Consider the following 18,583-nt stretch of genomic DNA (forward strand, 5'->3'; position numbering starts at 1 on the left):
GAAAGCGGCCCGGGCACCTCATTTATCTGCATGAAGCAACCCGGATACAAACACTTGGTAGCAGGCTGGGAAAAATCAGTTGCAGCGCCACAGCCATGTCCCCAGCCCAGACAAAACCTACGACAACATCGACTGCATGATGCGCTGCAGCTCATCCAGGTCGAACGGCTTGTCCAGGACCGGCGCCTTGCGGGTAATGGGGCTGTCAGTGTCGCGCACTTCCTGGGCGTAGCCACTGATGAAAATGACCTTCAGCTCAGGACGCAACTTGACCGCAGGCTCGGCGATCTGCACGCCGGAGATACCACCCGGCAGGCGGAAATCGGTAATCATCATGTCCAGATGAGGCTTGCTCGCCAGGATCTCGAACGCCTGGGCACCGTTTTCGGCCTGTAGCACCCGGTATCCCTCGCCCGACAGGTAGGCCGACAACACCATCAGGATCGACGGGTCATCCTCGACGATCAATACAACATCTTGCGCATCTTCACTCATGAGAAGCCTTTGTTCGATCAATAGCTGCTGATACGACCTTGGGGTCTCGCAGAGGTTGCGTCTGTTCAGCGGTTTTGTCCAAGACAGTTTTCTGCAAAGGCAGGCAAACACGAAACAAGGCCCCTTCATGGAGGCGACTGTTGACCGTGATTGTCCCGCCATGGGCCGTGACAATCTGCTCGGAAATGAACAGCCCCAGCCCAAGGCCAGCAGCAGCCGCCTTGGACGATACGCGTTCGAACTGCTGAAAAATACGTTTCTGGTTTTCCTCGCTGATACCGATGCCATGGTCCTGGACCTCGATACAGGCGTGGTCGGGCGTCTTGTAGACGCGCACCTCGATCGGGCCCTTGCCGCCGTAGCGCAACGCATTGGTCAACAAGTTCGAGATCACCTGCTCGATACGAAACTCATCCCAAAGCCCCTCCACCGACGGTTCAGCCAGGCAGGTCAACGAGCATTCGGCAACGGCGATCTGCGGCTGAAAATTGCGCAGCAGGTTTTCCACCAATGCTGTCAAGTTGAAGCGGGTCGGACGAATCGACAGCTTGCCAGTGCGAATCCGCGAGACATCCAGCATGTCCTCGATCAGCCGGATCAGGCTCTTGATCTGCCGCTCATCGCGTTCAACCATCGCCCGCACCTTGTCCAGGCTGAAGGCCGCGGCGTTGTCCCGGGCCAGGTGCATCTTGCGCAGTTGTGTCTCGAGGATGAGGCCATTGAGGGGCGTGCGCACCTCGTGGGCGACGATGGACATGAAGTCGTCACGCATGCGCACCGCTTGCTCCAGCTCGCCCCGGGTAGCCTCCAGTTGCTGCAACAGAACCTCCTGCTCGCGGCGACTTTGCTCAAGGGCTACGACCTGCTCCTTCATGGCCTTTCGCTGACGGTACAACTCGACGAACACATTGACCTTGCTTTTGACCGCCTGGGTGTCCAACGGCTTGTGCAGGAAGTCCACCGCTCCGTTTTCATAACCGGTAAAGGCATAGTTGCGTTCACGACCAGCGGCACTGACGAAAATGATAGGGATGCTGCGGGTCTTCTCCGTGCCGCGCATCAGCTCGGCCAGTTGGAAACCGTTCATGTCCGGCATCTGCACATCGATGATGGCCAGGGCAAAGTCGTGTTGCAGCAGCAGGGACAGTGCTTCGTCCGCCGACAGGGCCTTGAAGACCTCGCGGTCGCCCCCCTTGATCAACGCTTCCAGGGCCAACAGATTCTCAGGCAGATCATCGACGATCAGCAGTTTGGCTTGAATATCTCTTGGCATGTGGTTCATTCCAGCCCGGCCAGCAATTGGCCGATGCCTTGCAAAGTAAGGATATGGTCGGGTTCGTGCAGGGCCAGCGCCGCTTCGGGCATGGTCGAGACCTGGGCTTCATTGGGGTCCTGGACCACCGTGATCCCGCCCAGCGCCCTGACCTTCGCCAAGCCACAGGCGCCATCGTTGTTGGCGCCGGTCAGCACCACGGCCAGCAATTTCTGGCCGTAGACATCGGCGGCCGATTCAAACAACACATCGATGGACGGCCGCGAATGATGCAGCGGCTCCTCCAGGCTCAACGACAGGCTACGGTCAGCCTCGACCGACAAGTGATAGCCGGGCGTGGCGACATACAAGGTTCCCGGCACGATGTCTTGCTTGTCCCGGGCTTCCTCCACCGGCACCGCCAGACGATGTCCGAAGACACGGGCCAGTTGGCTTTCGCGCTCGTCCGGCAAATGCAATACCACCAAAATGGGCACGCCAAAGCCTTTGCGCAGGTGTCCGAAGACCTTGAGCAGCGCGTCGACGCCACCGGCCGATGCACCGACGACAACGGCCTCGATGGGCGGGTTGGATCTGTCCTTCGTCTGGTTCATAACTTGCGATAGATCCGTTCCTGTTTGACCAACGGCTCGAATCGATGGCCGTAAGCCGAGAAATCCAACGTCTCCTTACTGCCCAATACCAGGAAACCACGGTGACAAAGGGACTCATGAAACAATCCGAACGCCCGATCCTGTAGTTTTTTATTGAAATATATCAATACATTGCGACATGAAATCAACTGAGTTTCTGAAAAGACACTGTCGGTCGCCAGGCTGTGATCGGCAAAGGTCACGTTCTCGCACAGGGTCTTGTCGAACATCGCATAATCGTAGGCCGCGGTATAGTAATCGGCAAACGAGCGCCGGCCTCCGGCCGCCTGGTAGTTCTGGGTGTAGGTACGCACGTTCTCCAGGGAGAAAATCCCCTGCTTGGCTTTTTCCAACGAGCGCGGGTTGATATCGGTGGCATAGATGAGCGTGCGGTCCAGCAGGCCTTCTTCGCGCAGCAGGATCGCCATGGAGTAGACCTCCTCCCCCGTGCTGCAACCAGCGATCCAGATCTTGAGCGAAGGATACGTCCTGAGCAGCGGCACGATTTCCTCGCGAATGGCCAGGAAATGCGTGGGGTCGCGAAACATCTCGCTGACCGGGATCGTCAGCAGTTGCAGCAGTTGCATGAACGCCCCCGGGTCATGCAGCACGCGCTCCTGCAAGGCCGAAATGGTCTTGCACTCGAACTGGCTCAGCGCATGGTGGACCCGGCGCTTGATGGACGCACCGGAATAGTCGCGAAAATCGTAGCTGTACTTGAGGTAGATCGCTTCGATCAACAAACGAAGTTCAATGTCAGTGTCACGTTCCACTAAATTCTTTCCATATTCGGCAACCACACGCGAATCAGCGAGAACAGACGATCCAGATCGATCGGTTTGGCCAGGTAGTCGTTGGAACCCGCCGCCAGGCAGCGCTCCTGATCATCCTTCATGGCCTTGGCCGTCACGGCAATAATGGGCAGCTTGCGCCAGCGCGGGTCCTTGCGGATCAGCGCGGTGGCTTCGAAACCGTCCATCTCCGGCATCATTACATCCATCAGCACCAGGTCGATGTCGTCGAATTCGTTCAGGCGATCGATCGCCTCCAGGCCGTTACGGCCAATGACAACAATCGCCCCCTTCGCCTCCAAGGCGCTGGTCAGGGCAAAGATGTTGCGCACATCGTCGTCCACCAGCAGCACCTTGCGACCTTCAAACACCTTGTCGCGGCTGCGGGCGGTCTTGAGCATCCGCTGCCGTTCATGGGACAACCGGGATTCGACTTTGTGCAGAAAGAGTGTCACCTCGTCCAGCAAGCGCTCTGGCGAACGGGCACCCTTGATGATGATCGAGCGCGAATACTTGCGCAGTTCGGCCTCTTCGTCGCGGGTCAGGTTCCGCCCGGTGTAGACGATCACCGGCGGGAAGGAACAGATGTCTTCGCTGGACATGCGCTTGAGCAGGTCATTGCCGAGCATGTCCGGCAACTTGAGGTCGATGATCATGCAGTCGTAGACGTTGGTCCGCAGCAGGTCCAGGGCTTGCTGGGCCAGGCCAACAGCGGTGATCTCGATATCATCGTCGCCGATCAGGCGGGTAATACTCTCGCGTTGCAGGTCATCGTCCTCCACCAGCAGCACCCGCTTGACCTTCTGGGTCAGCTTGGCTTCCAGGCGGGCGAAGACATCCTTGAGTTCTTCGCGGGTGGTCGGCTTGACGGCATAACCGATGGCGCCCATGTGCATGGCGGCTTCGACGCGGTCTTCGACGGAAATCACGTGCACCGGAATGTGCCGGGTTTCGGCCCGCTCCTTGAGCCGCTGCAACACCGTCAGCCCGGAATGATCCGGCAGGCGCATGTCCAAAAGGATCGCGTCGGGAGCCAGTTGCAAGGCCAGGTCGAAGCCTTCATCGGCACCGTGGGCCACGAGGCACTGGTAACCGAGCTCATGGGCCAGGTCGAACAGGATGCGGGCGAACTTGGGCTCGTCCTCGATCACCAGAATGCATCGGGTATCGAACGGCGCCTTGTCGCGGTCGTCGGCAAATCGGGCAATCGGCGTATCCACTTCAGCGATCAGCGGTGCCGGTGCGGTTTTTGGTGCAGCCGGCGCTGGCGCGGTGGCCGTCGGGGTGAATGTCAACGGTTCTATCGGCGACTCCCCGGGCTCGACATAACGTTCAGGCATTACCAGCGTAAACACGCTGCCCTGCCCCGGCTCGCTGGAAACGCTGATCGAGCCGCCCAACAACGTGGCCAGGTCCCGGGAAATCGACAACCCCAGGCCGGTGCCACCGTAGCGACGATTAGTCGTGCCATCGGCCTGGCGGAACGCTTCGAAAATGCTTTGCTGCTGATCGGCGGCGATGCCGATCCCGGAGTCGCGCACGATGAACGCGATGCCCGAGCCCGGCTGCCCGGCCACCGACAGGCTGACGGTGCCTTGCTCGGTAAATTTCACGGCATTGGACAGCAGGTTCTTGATCACCTGTTCCAGGCGCTGGCGGTCGGTGTAGAGCATCGCTGGCGCATCGGGCAATACCTGGACCTCGAACTCCAGGCCCTTGTCGACTGCCAACGGCTCGAACATGTCCCGCAGGCCCTCCACCAGACGCTGCACGCTGGTGTTCTCCGGGCGCACTTCCAGCTTTCCAGCCTCGACCTTGGAGATGTCGAGAATATCGTTGATCAGGTTCAACAGGTCGTTGCCGGCGGAGTAGATCGACTCGGCAAACTTGACCTGTTCCTCGCTGAGGTTCTGCTGCGGGTTTTCCGACAGCAGTTTGGACAGGATCAACGAACTGTTGAGCGGCGTGCGCAGCTCGTGGGACATGTTGGCCAGGAACTCGGATTTGTACTTGCTCGAACGCTGCAACTCTTCGGCGCGCTCCTGCAACTGGATCTGGGCCAGGTTCAGCTCGCTGTTCTTCTGGTCCATGGCGTCGCGCTGTTCGGCCAATTGCTCGTTGGTCTGCTCCAGTTCCTGCTGCTGGGCTTCCAGGTGGGCCTGGGACTCCTTGAGAATGCGCGACTGCTCTTCCAGTTCCTCGTTGGCAGTCTTGAGCTCTTCCTGCTGCACTTGCAGTTCTTCGTTCAACTGCTGGGTTTCGGCCAGCACTTCCTGCAAGCGCTGGCGATAACGAGCGGCCTCGATGGAGGTGCCGATATTGCCGGAAATCAGCTCCAGCATCTCAATGTCGCGCTCGGTCAATGGCCGCAGGAAGCCCAATTCGATGACACCGTTGATCCGGTCATCGTCACTGGTGGGCGCCACCAACACGCTGTTGGGCAGCCCTTGCCCCAATCCGGAGCTGACTTTCAGGTAATCGTCCGGTACGTCATCCAACCGAATGAGACGCCCCTGTCGGACGGCTTGGCCAGCAATACCTTCACCGTCGACGATCACCTGCTGCTGCGCGTCATCCTCCCGGGACAAGCCATAGCTGGCGACGCGCTTGAGCAGGCCATTTTCTTCCCGTACATAGAGCGCAGCGACCGCCACCCCCAGGTACTTCGCACAGAACTGCAAGATATTGCGGCCCAACAGGTCCAGGGACAACTGTCCCAGGACCTGCTCGGCCAGCTGCGTCTGGCCATTGCGCAACCAAGCCTGCTTCTCCAGGTGCAGGGCGCTGCGTTGCTGGACTTTCAGGCTGGCGCTGTAGCTCTCGGACAAGCTCAACAGATCCCGGCGACCGACGTAGGCCAGCAATCCACTGACTGCGGCGACGAACAGCAGATACAGGGCGATACTCCAGACCGTGGTGGCGCGCACCTCCGCATTGCGCGCCGCACGCAGTTGCTGCTCGGTCTCGACAATTTCTTCGAAGGACTGGCGAATCTCGTCGGTCAGGCGCTTGCCGCGCCCGGCCTTCACCGCCCCCCGGTAATCGCCACTGGTACGTTGCAGGTCGATCATGCTCTGGGCGTAATTGGCCCACTCGGTCTGGAGCGCTTGTATCTTGTGCAGGCGGTCGGTCTGGACAGGGTTGTCGGCTGTCAATTCCAGCAGAGTGTCCAGCGCAACGGTGATCCGGGGCTTGGCGACTTCATAGGGGTCGAGGAAATGCTCGTCACCGCTCAAGAGATAGCCACGCATGCCAGTTTCCAGGTCCACGCTCAGCTTGAACGCCTCGTTGGCGTTATTGATCACCCGGTCGGTGTGGCCGACCCATTGGATCACTGAGAGCAGGTACGTGATAAGGATGATGAAAAACACCGCGCTGAGGGCGCCCATGCCCAGCGGCAGGCTGATATTGCGGCTCAGGAGCTTGCGAAAACTTTGCTCGTCGACCGAAGACGAAGGAGTCATGGAAAGGGCCTTGGTGGACAGTTGAAAACCGTGGAGTTTGCCCGAAAAACGGCGCTTGGATCCACATTATCTGACGAGTCAAAGGCGCAAGTCCCGCGACGATCTACCTTGTAGCAAGGAAGCGACTATCCTTGTCAGCTCTTGTACTATAGATCCTTTCTTGTACAACCTTGGGAACTTGTGCCGCCTCGGAGCTTACTCATAAAAGAGGCTTATGAAAGAGACCGATTTCTTCGAGCCCCTTCCCGACCCCAACCTTCGAGAATGTCAACTATGTCCACCCCCCCTCCTGCCACCCCGCCCACCATCCTGGTCGTCGAAGACGACGACATTGTGCGGATGCTGATCGTCGACGTGCTGGAGGAATTGGAATACCAGGTGCTGGAGGCGGATGGTTGTGAGCAGGCGCTGGCATTTTTAAAAAACGACGCGCAACCCATCGCACTGATGATGACCGACGTCGGCCTGCCGGTCATGGACGGGCGCGAATTGGCGAAACAGGCCCGAGCCGTGCGGCCACAACTGCCTGTGCTGTTTGCCAGCGGTTATGCCGAAAGCATCGATGTGCCAGAAGGCATGTCGGTGATCGGCAAGCCTTTCTCCATCGATCAGTTGCGAGACAAGGTCAAACGCATTCTTTCTTGAGCCGGATCGTATTCTTGGTCACTATCGGCGCCCCGCGCGCCGACAGCGCCTGATCCGCTTCGAGGAACCCCCTGCTCATGCATCACCCCACCGCCACCAAGGTCCTGGTTATCGGCTATGTCTGGCCCGAGCCGCGCTCATCGGCTGCCAGCGGGCATGTCATGCAGATCCTCGACACCGTCCTCGGGCAAGGCTGGGACATCACCTTCAGCAGCCCGGCGGGCCCCGGTGAACAGCGCGCCGACCTGGTCGCGCTGGGTATCCGCGAAGTACCGATCGAACTCAATAGCAGCAGCTTCGACGCCTTCATCAGTGAGCTGGCGCCGGACATCGTGCTGTTCGACCAATTCATGATGGAAGAACAGTTCGGCTGGCGGGTCGAGAAGCACTGCCCCGGTGCCCTGCGGGTGCTGGAGACGTCAGACTTGCAGAGCCTGCGCCACGCTCGGCACCAGCGCTTGAAAGACCGCCTGAAGCAGGATGAGGCTGGCGAGGATTTCAGCGACCTCTTCGCCCCAGCCCTGGACGAGGAGTTCCAGCGGATGGCCGACACCGACCTGGCCAAACGGGAAATCGCCGCATTGTACCGCTGCGACCTCAACCTGATGGTGTCCGAGGTTGAAATCGAACTGTTGGTGGAGCACTTCGGGTTGCCCCGCAACCTGCTGCACTGGTGCCCGTTGATGCTGGACCTGCCCGGCGAGCCGTCGGCGCCGTTCGAGGACCGGGCGCATTTCCTGAGCATCGGCAACTTTCGCCACGCACCGAACTGGGACGCCGTGCTCTGGATGAAAAACGCCATCTGGCCACTGATCCGCCAACAATTACCCGGCGCGCAGCTGCACCTGTACGGCGCCTACACCCCGCCCAAGGCCGCCGCGCTGCATAACCCGGCCCAGGGCTTTCACATCATGAACTGGGCGGAGGACGCCTTGCAGGTGATGTCGGCGGCACGCATCTGCCTGGCGCCGCTGCGTTTCGGCGCCGGCATCAAGGGCAAGCTGATCGATGCCATGCTCTGCGGCACCCCCAACGTCACCACGCCCGTGGGGGCCGAAGCCATGCACGGCGACATGCCCTGGCCCGGCGCAATTGCCCAGAGCGCCGAAGGCATCGCCAATGCGGCGGTGCAGTTGTATCGCGATCAGGCGCGCTGGACCCAGGCCCAGGATGCTGGCCTCGCCCTGCTGGAAAATCGCTACCGGCAACAGGTGCACGGCCCGGCACTGATCGACAGCATCAACGCTTGCCGGGCGGACCTGGCACAACGACGTCGGGACAATTTCACCGGCAGCATGCTGCGTCACCACCAGCACAAAAGCACCCAATACATGTCCCAGTGGATCGAAGAAAAAAACCGCAACGGTTAGACGTCAGAGTGGCAGCCGCCTGGCGAAGGGGGCATTATCCAATGGCGATAACAATAAAAGCGCCAGGCCCATGACCCGTACAGCCAGAATCACCGACCCCTCCTACGAGTTGATGGACGACCATAATGGGTTGTCCATCATCTACCGTCAGCACGGTTTTCCCTGCCCGCTGGTGCGCTGGCATTTCCACAAGGAATACGAGCTGCACTTGATCGTCGCCAGTTCCGGCAAAGTGTTCATTGGCGATTACATCGGCAACTTCTATCCGCAGTCACTGTTCCTCACCGGCCCCAACCTGCCCCATAACTGGATCAGCCAGGTGGCCGAGGACGAAGTGGTGCATAAGCGCGACATGCTGGTGAACTTCACTGACGAGTTGTTCGAAAGTGGCCACCAGGTGTTCGCTGAACTCAAGACTGTCGCACCGCTGCTCGAACGTGCCCAGTACGGCATCGAGTTCCGCTGCAAGCGCACCATCCGCCAGGCCATGACCCTGATGCAGCGCATCGCCGATTCCCAAGGCATGAGCCGCCTGGGGCATTTTTTCATCCTGATGGAGCTGCTGGCCGCCACGGATGACTACCAACTGCTGTCCGGCGCGACCTCTGCGCAAACGGCGGACGAACACAGCATCGACCGCACCAACCGCGCGGTGGACTACATCTTTGCCCATTACGCCCGGGAACTGTCCCTGGAAGAAGTGGCCGAGCACCTGGGCATGAAACCCACCTATTTCAGCCGGGTGTTCAAACAGGCCACCGGTCGCTGCTTCATCGAATTCGTCAATCGCCTGCGCATCAGCAAATCCTGCGAGTTGCTGGCCGACGGTGATAAACCGGTGACGGACGTGTGCTTTGAATCGGGTTTCAACAACATTTCCAATTTCAACCGGCGTTTCCAGCAGCTCAAGGGCATGACCCCATCCCACTACCGGCGGCTGGCGGTGCAGCGGTTGACCGAGCAGAACCAGGGCTGACATTTTTCTCACCCAATCCCCTGTGGCGAGGGCGCTTGCTCCCGCTGGGCTGAAGCAGCCCCTATATCAGCCTTTCGCAGCGAGTTGTCAGGGGAATTGTTGAGGGCCGCTGCGCGCCCCAGCGGGAGCAAGCTCCCTCGCCACAGGTTCTTTGTCCGCCTGAAGTGGCAGGCATCAATCCCTCCAGTGCAAAAAAGTATCAGTGAAAGTGCGACGGATGATTTGTCACGCCGTCCATTGAGGGCTGTAATCAGCGCACATTCTTCCCTTCATCCGGAAGACACAAAAACAATAACTGTCCTTCTGCCGCCTTCGGGCGCGGAAAAGGAGTGCGCGATGAAACCTTCGGTAAAAGCTCTGCTTGTCTCCACCTGCATGACCCTCAGCAGCGTCAGTTTCGGCGCACAGACCCTCACCATTGCCACCGTCAACAACAGCGACATGATCCGCATGCAAAAGCTCTCGAAAACCTTCGAGGCCGAGCACCCGGACATCAAGCTCAACTGGGTGGTGCTCGAAGAAAACGTGCTGCGCCAGCGCCTGACCACCGACATCGCCACCCAAGGCGGACAGTTCGACGTGCTGACCATTGGCATGTACGAAGCTGCACTCTGGGGCGCCAAGGGCTGGCTGGAGCCGATGAAGGACCTGCCGGCCTCCTACGACCTGGACGACGTTTTCCCTTCCGTGCGCGATGGCTTGTCGGTCAAAGGCTCGCTGTACGCCCTGCCGTTCTATGCCGAAAGCTCGATCACCTATTACCGCACGGACCTGTTCAAGAACGCCGGGCTGACCATGCCCGAACACCCGACCTGGAGCCAGATCGGTGAGTTCGCGGAAAAACTCACCGACAAGACCAAGGAACAATATGGCCTGTGCCTGCGGGGCAAGGCCGGTTGGGGCGAGAACATGGCGCTGATCACCACCCTGGCCAACGGTTATGGCGCGCGCTGGTTCGATGAGAAGTGGCAGCCACAATTCAATGGACCCGAATGGAAGGAAGCACTGAATTTCTACGTCGACAACATGAAGAAATCCGGCCCGCCGGGTGCGTCCAGCAACGGCTTCAACGAAAACCTGGCACTGTTCAACAGCGGCAAATGCGCGATCTGGGTCGATGCCAGCGTCGCCGGTTCGTTCGTCACCGACAAGACCCAGAGCAAGGTGGCCGATCACGTTGGATTCACCTTCGCCCCCCACGAAAAAACCGACAAGGGCACTTCGTGGATGTACTCCTGGTCGCTGGCCATCCCGACCAGCTCCAAAGCCAAGGACGCGGCCACGGTCTTTACCACTTGGGCGACGTCCAAGGAATACAGCCAATTGGTCGCCAAGACCGACGGCATTGCCAACGTACCGCCAGGCACCCGCACCTCGACCTACAGCGACGAGTACATGAAGGCCGCGCCGTTTGCCAAGGTGACCCTGGAATCGTTGAAAGTCGCCGACCCGAAAGCGCCAACCCTCAAGCCTGTGCCCTACATCGGCATCCAGTTGGTGACCATTCCCGAGTTCCAGGCCATTGGCACCCAAGTGGGCAAGTTCTTCTCGGGCGCGCTGACCGGCCAGCAGAGCGTGGACCAGGCGTTGACCGCAGCGCAGTCCACCACCGAACGCGAGATGAAACGCGCCGGGTATCCAAAATAAGGTCTGCATTTCTCCAATTGTGGCGAGGGAGCTTGCTCCCGCTGCGGGCGAAGCCCGCCCTGGCAATCCACGGATTGCCAGTCGAAATAGGCCCGCTGCGCGGTCCAGCGGGAGCAAGCTCCCTCGCCACAGGGAATGCGTCGCAGAAGAGTAAACGTTCATGAATAGCTCAACGACAACTGCCAAAGCCCCCATCGAGATTGCCCCGCCGCCGGCACGCAAGATCCGCCTGGCGAACCCCGGTTGGTTCCTGGTCAGCCCTTCGGTGGCCTTGTTGCTGCTGTGGATGATCGTGCCGCTGGGCATGACCGTCTACTTCTCGATGATCCGCTACAACCTGCTCTACCCCGGCGAAAACGAATTCGTCGGGCTGGAGAACTTCACCTACTTCCTGACCGACTCGGGTTTCATGCCCGGTGCCACCAACACCTTGTTGCTGGTGGGCAGCGTGCTGCTGATCAGTATCGTGCTGGGGGTGTTGATCAGCGCGCTGCTGGAGGCCAGTGAGTTTTTTGGTCGCGGCATCGTCCGTGTGCTGCTGATCTCGCCGTTCTTCATCATGCCCACCGTCGGCGCGCTGATCTGGAAGAACCTGATCTTCCACCCGGTCTCGGGCATCCTCGCCTCGGTGTGGAAACTGTTCGGCGCCCAGCCAGTGGACTGGCTAGCCCATTACCCGCTGCTGTCGATCATCATCATCGTGAGCTGGCAATGGCTGCCCTTCGCGATCCTGATCCTGATGACCGCCATGCAGTCGCTGGACCAGGAACAGAAAGAAGCCGCGCGCCTGGACGGTGCCGGCCCGATCGCGATTTTCTGGCACCTGACCCTGCCGCACCTGGCTCGCCCGATTGCCGTGGTACTGATGATCGAGACGATCTTCCTGCTGTCGGTGTTCGCCGAGATCTTTACCACCACCAACGGTGGCCCCGGCTACGCCTCCACCAACCTGGCCTACCTGATCTACAACCAGGCGCTGGTGCAGTTCGACGTCGGCATGGCTTCGGCCGGTGGCCTGATTGCCGTGGTCATTGCCAACATCGCCGCCATCATCCTGGTCCGGATGATCGGCAAAAACCTCACCGACAAGCACTGAGGCCGTCGCCATGACTCTTCAACAATCCCGTCGCCTGCAAAGCCTGCTGCTGGGCACGCTGGCCTGGGCCATCGCGATCCTGATCTTTTTCCCGATCTTCTGGATGGTGCTGACCAGCTTCAAGACCGAAATCGACGCGTTCGCCACGCCGCCGCAGTTCATCTTCACGCCGACGCTGGAGAACTACCTGCACATCAATGAGCGCAGCAACTACTTCAGCTTCGCCTGGAACTCGGTGGTGATTTCCTTCAGCGCCACCGCCCTGTGCCTGCTGATTGCAGTGCCGGCGGCCTACTCCATGGCGTTCTATGAAACCCAGCGCACCAAAGGCACGTTGCTGTGGATGCTCTCCACCAAGATGCTGCCGCCAGTGGGCGTGCTGATGCCGATTTACCTGCTGGCCAAGCAATTTGGCCTGCTGGACACGCGTCTCGCGTTGATCGTTATCTACACGTTGATCAACCTGCCCATCGTGGTCTGGATGATTTACACCTACTTCAAGGACATTCCCCGCGACATCCTCGAAGCCGCGCGCCTGGATGGCGCGACGCTGTGGCAGGAGATGGTTCGCGTCCTGCTGCCAATCGCCAAGGGCGGCCTGGCCTCCACCGTGCTGCTGTCGCTGATCCTGTGCTGGAACGAGGCCTTCTGGTCGCTGAACCTCACCTCGTCCAAAGCCGCGCCACTGACGGCGTTGATCGCCTCTTACTCAAGCCCCGAAGGTCTGTTCTGGGCCAAGTTGTCGGCCGTCTCGACCCTGGCCTGCGCGCCGATCCTGATTTTCGGCTGGATCAGCCAGAAACAGCTGGTGCGCGGTTTGTCCTTCGGCGCGGTGAAATAACGCGCCCTACACAATAATCAGAAGTGGAGGCCCATCATCATGGCCAACCTGAAAATCAAGAATCTGCAAAAGGGTTTCGAAGGTTTCTCCATCATCAAGGGCATCGACCTTGAGGTGAACGACCGCGAGTTCGTGGTCTTCGTCGGCCCGTCGGGCTGTGGCAAATCCACGCTGCTTCGGCTGATCGCCGGCCTTGAAGAGGTCAGCGACGGCACCATCGAACTGGATGGCCGGGACATCACCGAAGTCAGCCCGGCCAAGCGCGACCTGGCGATGGTGTTCCAGACCTACGCCTTGTACCCGCACATGAGCGTGCGCAAGAACATGTCCTTCGCCCTGGACCTGGCCGGCGTGCCCAAGGCCGAGGTCGAGAAGAAGGTCAACGAAGCGGCGCGCATCCTCGAACTGGGGCCGATGCTCGAGCGCAAGCCCAAGCAACTGTCCGGCGGCCAGCGCCAGCGTGTAGCGATTGGCCGGGCCATCGTGCGTAACCCGAAAATCTTCCTGTTCGACGAACCGCTGTCCAACCTCGACGCCGCCCTGCGGGTGCAGATGCGCCTGGAACTGGCACGCCTGCACAAAGAGTTGCAGGCGACCATGATCTACGTGACCCACGACCAGGTCGAAGCCATGACCCTGGCCGACAAGGTGGTGGTGCTCAATGGCGGGCGTATCGAACAGGTCGGCTCGCCGCTGGAGCTGTATCACCAGCCGGCCAACCTGTTTGTCGCCGGGTTCCTCGGCACGCCGAAAATGGGCTTCCTCAAAGGCAAGGTCACCGGCCTCGACAGCCAGGGCTGTGAAGTGCTGCTGGACGCCGGTACGCGTATCAGCCTGCCGTTGAGCGGTGCCAACCTGAGCGTCGGCGGCGCGGTGACCCTGGGAATTCGCCCGGAACACCTGAACCTGGCGCAACCGGGCGACTGCACGTTGCAAGTTACCGCCGACGTCAGCGAGCGGCTGGGCAGCGACACCTTCTGTCACGTCGTCACGGCCTCCGGCGAAGCCTTGACCATGCGCGTTCGCGGCGACCTGGCGAGCCGTTTCGGCGAGCAACTGAGCCTGCACCTGGACGCTGAACACTGCCACTTATTCGACGCCGAGGGCGTTGCGGTGACCCGTGCGCTGCGCGCCGCCGCCTGATTACCGAGACCTGCGATGAAACTCAACCGACAAAACCTGCACAACCTCAACCCTGGCGTCGCCCTGCCCGCCTACCCTGTGGGCGATGTCCGCCAGGGCATCGCCCACATCGGTGTCGGCGGTTTCCACCGGGCGCACCAGGCCTACTACACCGATGCGCTGATGAATACCGGCACCGACCTGGACTGGGCCATCTGCGGCGTGGGCCTGCGGGCCGAGGATCGCCGTGCCCGGGATGACCTGGCCAGCCAGGACTACCTGTTCACCCTGTACGAACTGGGCGACACCGATGACACCGAAGTCCGGGTGATTGGCGCGATCAATGACATGTTGCTGGCTGAAGATGGCGCCCAGGCGCTGATCGACAAACTGGCCGATCCGCAGATCCGCATCGTCTCGCTGACCATCACCGAAGGCGGTTATTGCATCGACGACAGCAACGGCGAGTTCATGGCCCACTTGCCGCAGATCCAGCACGACCTGGCCCATCCTGACGCTCCGAAAACCGTCTTCGGTTTTCTCTGCGCCGCCCTGGCCAAGCGTCGCACGGCGGGCATCCCGGCGTTCACGTTGATGTCTTGCGATAACCTGCCCCACAACGGCGCCGTGACCCGCAAGGCGTTGCTGGCCTTCGCCGCGCTGCGCGACGCGGAGCTGGGGCAGTGGATCGACCGCAATGTCAGTTTCCCCAATGCCATGGTCGATCGCATCACGCCCATGACCAGCGTGGCCCATCGCCTGCAACTGCATGACGAACATGGCATCGACGACGCTTGGCCGGTGGTCTGCGAACCGTTCGTGCAATGGGTCCTGGAAGACAAGTTCGTCAACGGTCGCCCGGCCTGGGAAAAGGTCGGCGTGCAGTTCACCGATGACGTCACACCCTATGAAGAGATGAAGATCAAGCTGCTCAACGGCAGCCACCTGGCGTTGACCTACCTGGGCTTTCTCAAGGGTTATCGCTTCGTCCACGAGACCATGAACGACCCGCTGTTCGTGCGTTACATGCGCGCCTACATGGACCTGGACGTGACGCCGCAACTGGCGCCAGTGCCAGGCATCGACCTGACCGACTACAAGAACACCCTGGTGGAGCGCTTTTCCAATCAGGCGATTGCCGACCAGTTGGAACGGGTCTGTTCGGACGGCTCGTCGAAGTTTCCAAAATTCACTGTGCCGACCATCAACCGCTTGATCGCCGACGGTGGCGAAACCCGCCGCGCGGCGCTGGTGGTGGCCGCCTGGGCCGTGTACCTGAAGGGCGTGGACGAGAACGGCGTGACGTATTCAATCCCGGACCCACGGGCAGCGTTTTGCCAGGCATTGGTGGCCGACGATGCGCTGGTGACCCAGCGGATGCTGGAGGTGGAAGAAATCTTTGGCACCGCCATTCCCCGCTCGCCGGAGTTCGTGGCAGCATTCGAATGGTGCTGCAACAGCTTGCGCGAGCATGGCGTCACGCGAACGCTTGAGCGCGTGCTGGCTGACGCGGACTAACGGTCCGCTTTTGTGGCGAGGGAGCTTGCTCCCGCTGGGCTGCGCAGCGGCCCCCAAGACAGCCGACACGGAGAACCTGACAGACCGAGTGGCAGGTTTTGGGGCTGCTTCGCAGCCCAGCGGGAGCAAGCTCCCTCGCCACAGGTAGGTGTTGGCTGACCGAGCGGCTATTTCCTGCGGGTATTGATCTGACGACCAAGGATTTCCATGGCAAACCAACAACTGTTCCTGGGCATCGACTGCGGCACCCAAGGCACCAAGGCGCTGATCCTGGATGCGATCAGCGGCCAGGTACTCGGCCAGGGCGCCGCTGCCCACAGCATGATCAGCGGGGCCAACGGTCGTCGTGAACAAGACACCCAGCAATGGCTCGATGCATTCACCCAGGCAACTCATCAGGCCTTGGCCGCCGCCGGCGTCGATGGCCAGGCGATCCTCGGCATCGGCGTCTCCGGCCAGCAACACGGCCTGGTGCTGCTTGACGAGCAGGGCCAGGTCTTGCGCCCGGCCAAGCTGTGGTGCGACACCGAGACAACGCCGGAAAATGATCGGCTCCTGGCCCACCTGAGCGGTGAAGACGGCAGCCTCGAACGCCTCGGCGTGGTGATCGCGCCGGGCTACACGGTTTCCAAACTGCTCTGGACGCGGGAGCAGCATCCCCAGGTATTCGAACGCATCGCCAGCGTCCTGCTGCCCCACGACTTCCTCAACTACTGGCTCACCGGCCGCCATTGCAGCGAATACGGCGATGCTTCGGGGACCGGCTATTTCAACGTACGCACCCGCCAATGGGACGTGCAACTGTTACAACACATCGACCCCAGCGCACGCTTGCAAGCGGCGCTGCCGGAACTGATCGAGGCCCATCAGCCCGTCGGACGCATCCTGCCGGCCATTGCCGCGCACCTGGGCATCAACCCCGACGCGGTGGTGGCCAGTGGCGGCGGCGACAACATGATGGGCGCCATCGGCACCGGGAACATCCAGCCCGGTGTGATCACCATGAGCCTCGGATCCTCCGGCACGGTGTACGCCTATGCCGCCGAACCTGCGGTCAGTCCACAGCCGTCCGTGGCGACGTTCTGTTCCTCCAGCGGTGGCTGGCTGCCGCTGATCTGCACCATGAACCTGACCAACGCCACTGGCGCGATACGCGAACTGCTGGACCTGGACATCGACGCCTTCAACGCCCTGGTGGCCAAGGCCCCGATTGGCGCCGAGGGGGTCTGCATGCTGCCGTTCCTCAACGGCGAGCGGGTGCCTGCCCTGCCCCATGCCACCGGCAGCCTGCTGGGCCTGACCTCCACCAACCTGACCCGGGCCAACCTGTGTCGCGCCGTGGTCGAAGGCACGACCTTCGGTTTGCGCTATGGCTTGGACCTGCTGCGAGCCAACGGACTCCAGGCCCAGAGCATTCGCCTGATCGGCGGAGGTTCGAAGAGCGCGCAGTGGCGGCAGATCGTCGCCGACACCATGGACACCACGGTCATTTGCACCGAACAGAGCGAAGCCGCTGCATTGGGGGCGGCGATCCAAGCGGCATGGTGCCACTCCGGTTCACAGACGGGCTTGGCCGAGCTGTGCGAGCGCTGCGTCAAGCTCGACCCGAGCAGCGAAACCCGGCCAATCGCCGCGCATGTCGCGGCGTCGCAACAGGCCTATGAACGTTATCGACAACACGTCGCAACCCTTTGAGAGCGGGAAACTATGTATTTGGTGTGTGGTGAAGCGCTGTTTGATTTTTTCAGTGAGACCGAGGCGGATGGTCCGGCCTCGCACGTGAGCTACAAGGCCATTGCCGGTGGTTCACCGTTTAACGTGGCCGTGGGGCTGCGTCGCCTGGGTATTGAATCGGCGCTGTTTACCGGGCTGTCCACCGACTACCTGGGTCGACGCTTGCACCAGGTGCTGCTCAATGAAGGTGTCAGCGCCCAATACCTGGTGGACTTCGACGCACCGACCACCCTGGCAATGGTTGCCGTAGGCGCCAATGGTTCGCCCCACTACAGTTTTCGCGGCGAAGGCTGTGCGGACCGACAACTGAGCCTGGCGCATCTACCGGACCTGGGCCCCGAGGTGCGCGGCTTGCATTTCGGCTCGTTCTCGCTGGTGGTCCAGCCCATCGCCGATACGCTCCTGGCCCTGATGCAACGCGAAAGCGGCCGCCGCCTGATCAGCCTCGACCCGAATGTGCGACTCAACCCGCAGCCGGATATCGAGCTGTGGCGCTCACGGATTGCGACGCTGGTGCAATATGCCGACCTGATCAAGGTCAGTGACGAAGACCTGGACCTGCTCTACCCCGGCAAGAAGCCCGAGGCGATCATCGAAGGTTGGCTGGGGAACCGCTGCCAATTGGTCTTCCTGACCCGTGGCGGCCAGGGCGCTACGGTCTTCAGTCGCCAACACGGCTCATGGTCGCTGCCGTCCTGTCCGGTGAAGATCGCCGACACCGTGGGTGCAGGCGATACCTTTCAGGCCGCGCTGATTGCGTGGTTGACTGAACAACAATTGGATTCGATCGAGGGCTTGCATACCCTGACCCGGGAACAGATCAGCGCAATGCTTGAATTCGCCATTCGCGCCGCCGCCCTGACTTGCGGCAAAACCGGGCCAGACCTGCCCTACAGGCACCAATTGAACTGAATGGCGCATCGCAGCTAAAAAAACAGCTGAAAAAAACTGGACGCCGGGTTCGGACATGACCGGACCC

General features: G+C 60.8%; 15 protein-coding genes. 10 read left to right on the top strand and 5 right to left on the bottom strand.

Annotated features, from left to right (window positions below; genetic code table 11):
* Window positions 1–117: 117 nt before the first annotated feature.
* Genes BM300_RS07905 through BM300_RS07925 form a run of 5 tightly spaced genes read right to left on the bottom strand, consistent with a single transcriptional unit; the run spans window position 118 to window position 6,655 of the window.
* Entirely contained in the window at window positions 118–495 is a 378-nt protein-coding gene (locus BM300_RS07905) for a response regulator (protein ID WP_063320934.1), read from the bottom strand.
* Window positions 488–1,768: a hybrid sensor histidine kinase/response regulator gene (locus BM300_RS07910; RefSeq protein WP_063320933.1), complete on the bottom strand. Its 1,281-nt coding sequence runs from the start codon at window positions 1,766–1,768 to the stop codon at window positions 488–490. The genes BM300_RS07905 and BM300_RS07910 overlap by 8 nt, the downstream gene beginning before the upstream one ends.
* 5 nt (window positions 1,769–1,773) lie before the next feature.
* Window positions 1,774–2,361 (bottom strand): chemotaxis protein CheB, encoded by a 588-nt coding sequence (locus BM300_RS07915; RefSeq protein ID WP_063320932.1) that lies wholly within the window; start codon window positions 2,359–2,361, stop codon window positions 1,774–1,776.
* Window positions 2,358–3,173 carry a CheR family methyltransferase gene (locus tag BM300_RS07920; protein ID WP_063320931.1) on the bottom strand — a complete coding sequence of 272 codons (816 nt, stop codon included), beginning with the start codon at window positions 3,171–3,173 and terminating at the stop codon, window positions 2,358–2,360. Before BM300_RS07920 ends, BM300_RS07915 begins: the two co-directional genes overlap by 4 nt.
* Window positions 3,173–6,655: a response regulator gene (locus tag BM300_RS07925; protein WP_092462473.1), complete on the bottom strand. Its 3,483-nt coding sequence runs from the start codon at window positions 6,653–6,655 to the stop codon at window positions 3,173–3,175. Before BM300_RS07925 ends, BM300_RS07920 begins: the two co-directional genes overlap by 1 nt.
* Window positions 6,656–6,928: 273 nt before the next feature.
* Between BM300_RS07925 and BM300_RS07930 the strand changes: the two genes are divergently transcribed.
* The 10 genes from BM300_RS07930 (at window position 6,929) to BM300_RS07975 (ending at window position 18,516) form a co-directional block, all read left to right on the top strand.
* A complete protein-coding gene (locus BM300_RS07930) occupies window positions 6,929–7,300 on the top strand; it encodes a response regulator (RefSeq protein WP_072346783.1) in 372 nt (123 codons plus the stop codon).
* Window positions 7,301–7,377: 77 nt separating this feature from the next.
* Window positions 7,378–8,670: a glycosyltransferase gene (locus BM300_RS07935; RefSeq protein WP_092462475.1), complete on the top strand. Its 1,293-nt coding sequence runs from the start codon at window positions 7,378–7,380 to the stop codon at window positions 8,668–8,670.
* Between the two features lie 70 nt (window positions 8,671–8,740).
* On the top strand, window positions 8,741–9,646 hold the full coding sequence (locus BM300_RS07940; RefSeq protein WP_072346779.1) for an AraC family transcriptional regulator: 906 nt from the start codon (window positions 8,741–8,743) through the stop codon (window positions 9,644–9,646).
* Between the two features lie 336 nt (window positions 9,647–9,982).
* The gene (locus BM300_RS07945; RefSeq protein ID WP_092462477.1) at window positions 9,983–11,293 is read left to right on the top strand and encodes an ABC transporter substrate-binding protein; all 1,311 of its coding nucleotides are present in this window, start codon (window positions 9,983–9,985) and stop codon (window positions 11,291–11,293) included.
* Between the two features lie 160 nt (window positions 11,294–11,453).
* Window positions 11,454–12,389 carry a carbohydrate ABC transporter permease gene (locus BM300_RS07950; protein ID WP_053184628.1) on the top strand — a complete coding sequence of 312 codons (936 nt, stop codon included), beginning with the start codon at window positions 11,454–11,456 and terminating at the stop codon, window positions 12,387–12,389.
* Window positions 12,390–12,399: 10 nt separating this feature from the next.
* Window positions 12,400–13,230 (top strand): carbohydrate ABC transporter permease, encoded by an 831-nt coding sequence (locus tag BM300_RS07955; RefSeq protein WP_003202324.1) that lies wholly within the window; start codon window positions 12,400–12,402, stop codon window positions 13,228–13,230.
* Between the two features lie 39 nt (window positions 13,231–13,269).
* The gene (locus BM300_RS07960; protein ID WP_014338172.1) at window positions 13,270–14,373 is read left to right on the top strand and encodes an ABC transporter ATP-binding protein; all 1,104 of its coding nucleotides are present in this window, start codon (window positions 13,270–13,272) and stop codon (window positions 14,371–14,373) included.
* Window positions 14,374–14,388: 15 nt separating this feature from the next.
* Entirely contained in the window at window positions 14,389–15,870 is a 1,482-nt protein-coding gene (locus BM300_RS07965; RefSeq protein ID WP_092462479.1) for a mannitol dehydrogenase family protein, read from the top strand.
* A gap of 207 nt (window positions 15,871–16,077) precedes the next feature.
* Window positions 16,078–17,565 (top strand): xylulokinase, encoded by a 1,488-nt coding sequence (gene xylB / locus BM300_RS07970; RefSeq protein WP_092462481.1) that lies wholly within the window; start codon window positions 16,078–16,080, stop codon window positions 17,563–17,565.
* A 12-nt stretch (window positions 17,566–17,577) separates the two neighbouring features.
* Entirely contained in the window at window positions 17,578–18,516 is a 939-nt protein-coding gene (locus BM300_RS07975; protein ID WP_092462483.1) for a carbohydrate kinase family protein, read from the top strand.
* Window positions 18,517–18,583: the final 67 nt, after the last annotated feature.

Origin of the sequence: Pseudomonas sp. NFACC46-3, assembly GCF_900114515.1 — a bacterium.
Classification (GTDB): Bacteria; Pseudomonadota; Gammaproteobacteria; order Pseudomonadales; family Pseudomonadaceae; genus Aquipseudomonas; species Aquipseudomonas fluorescens_Q.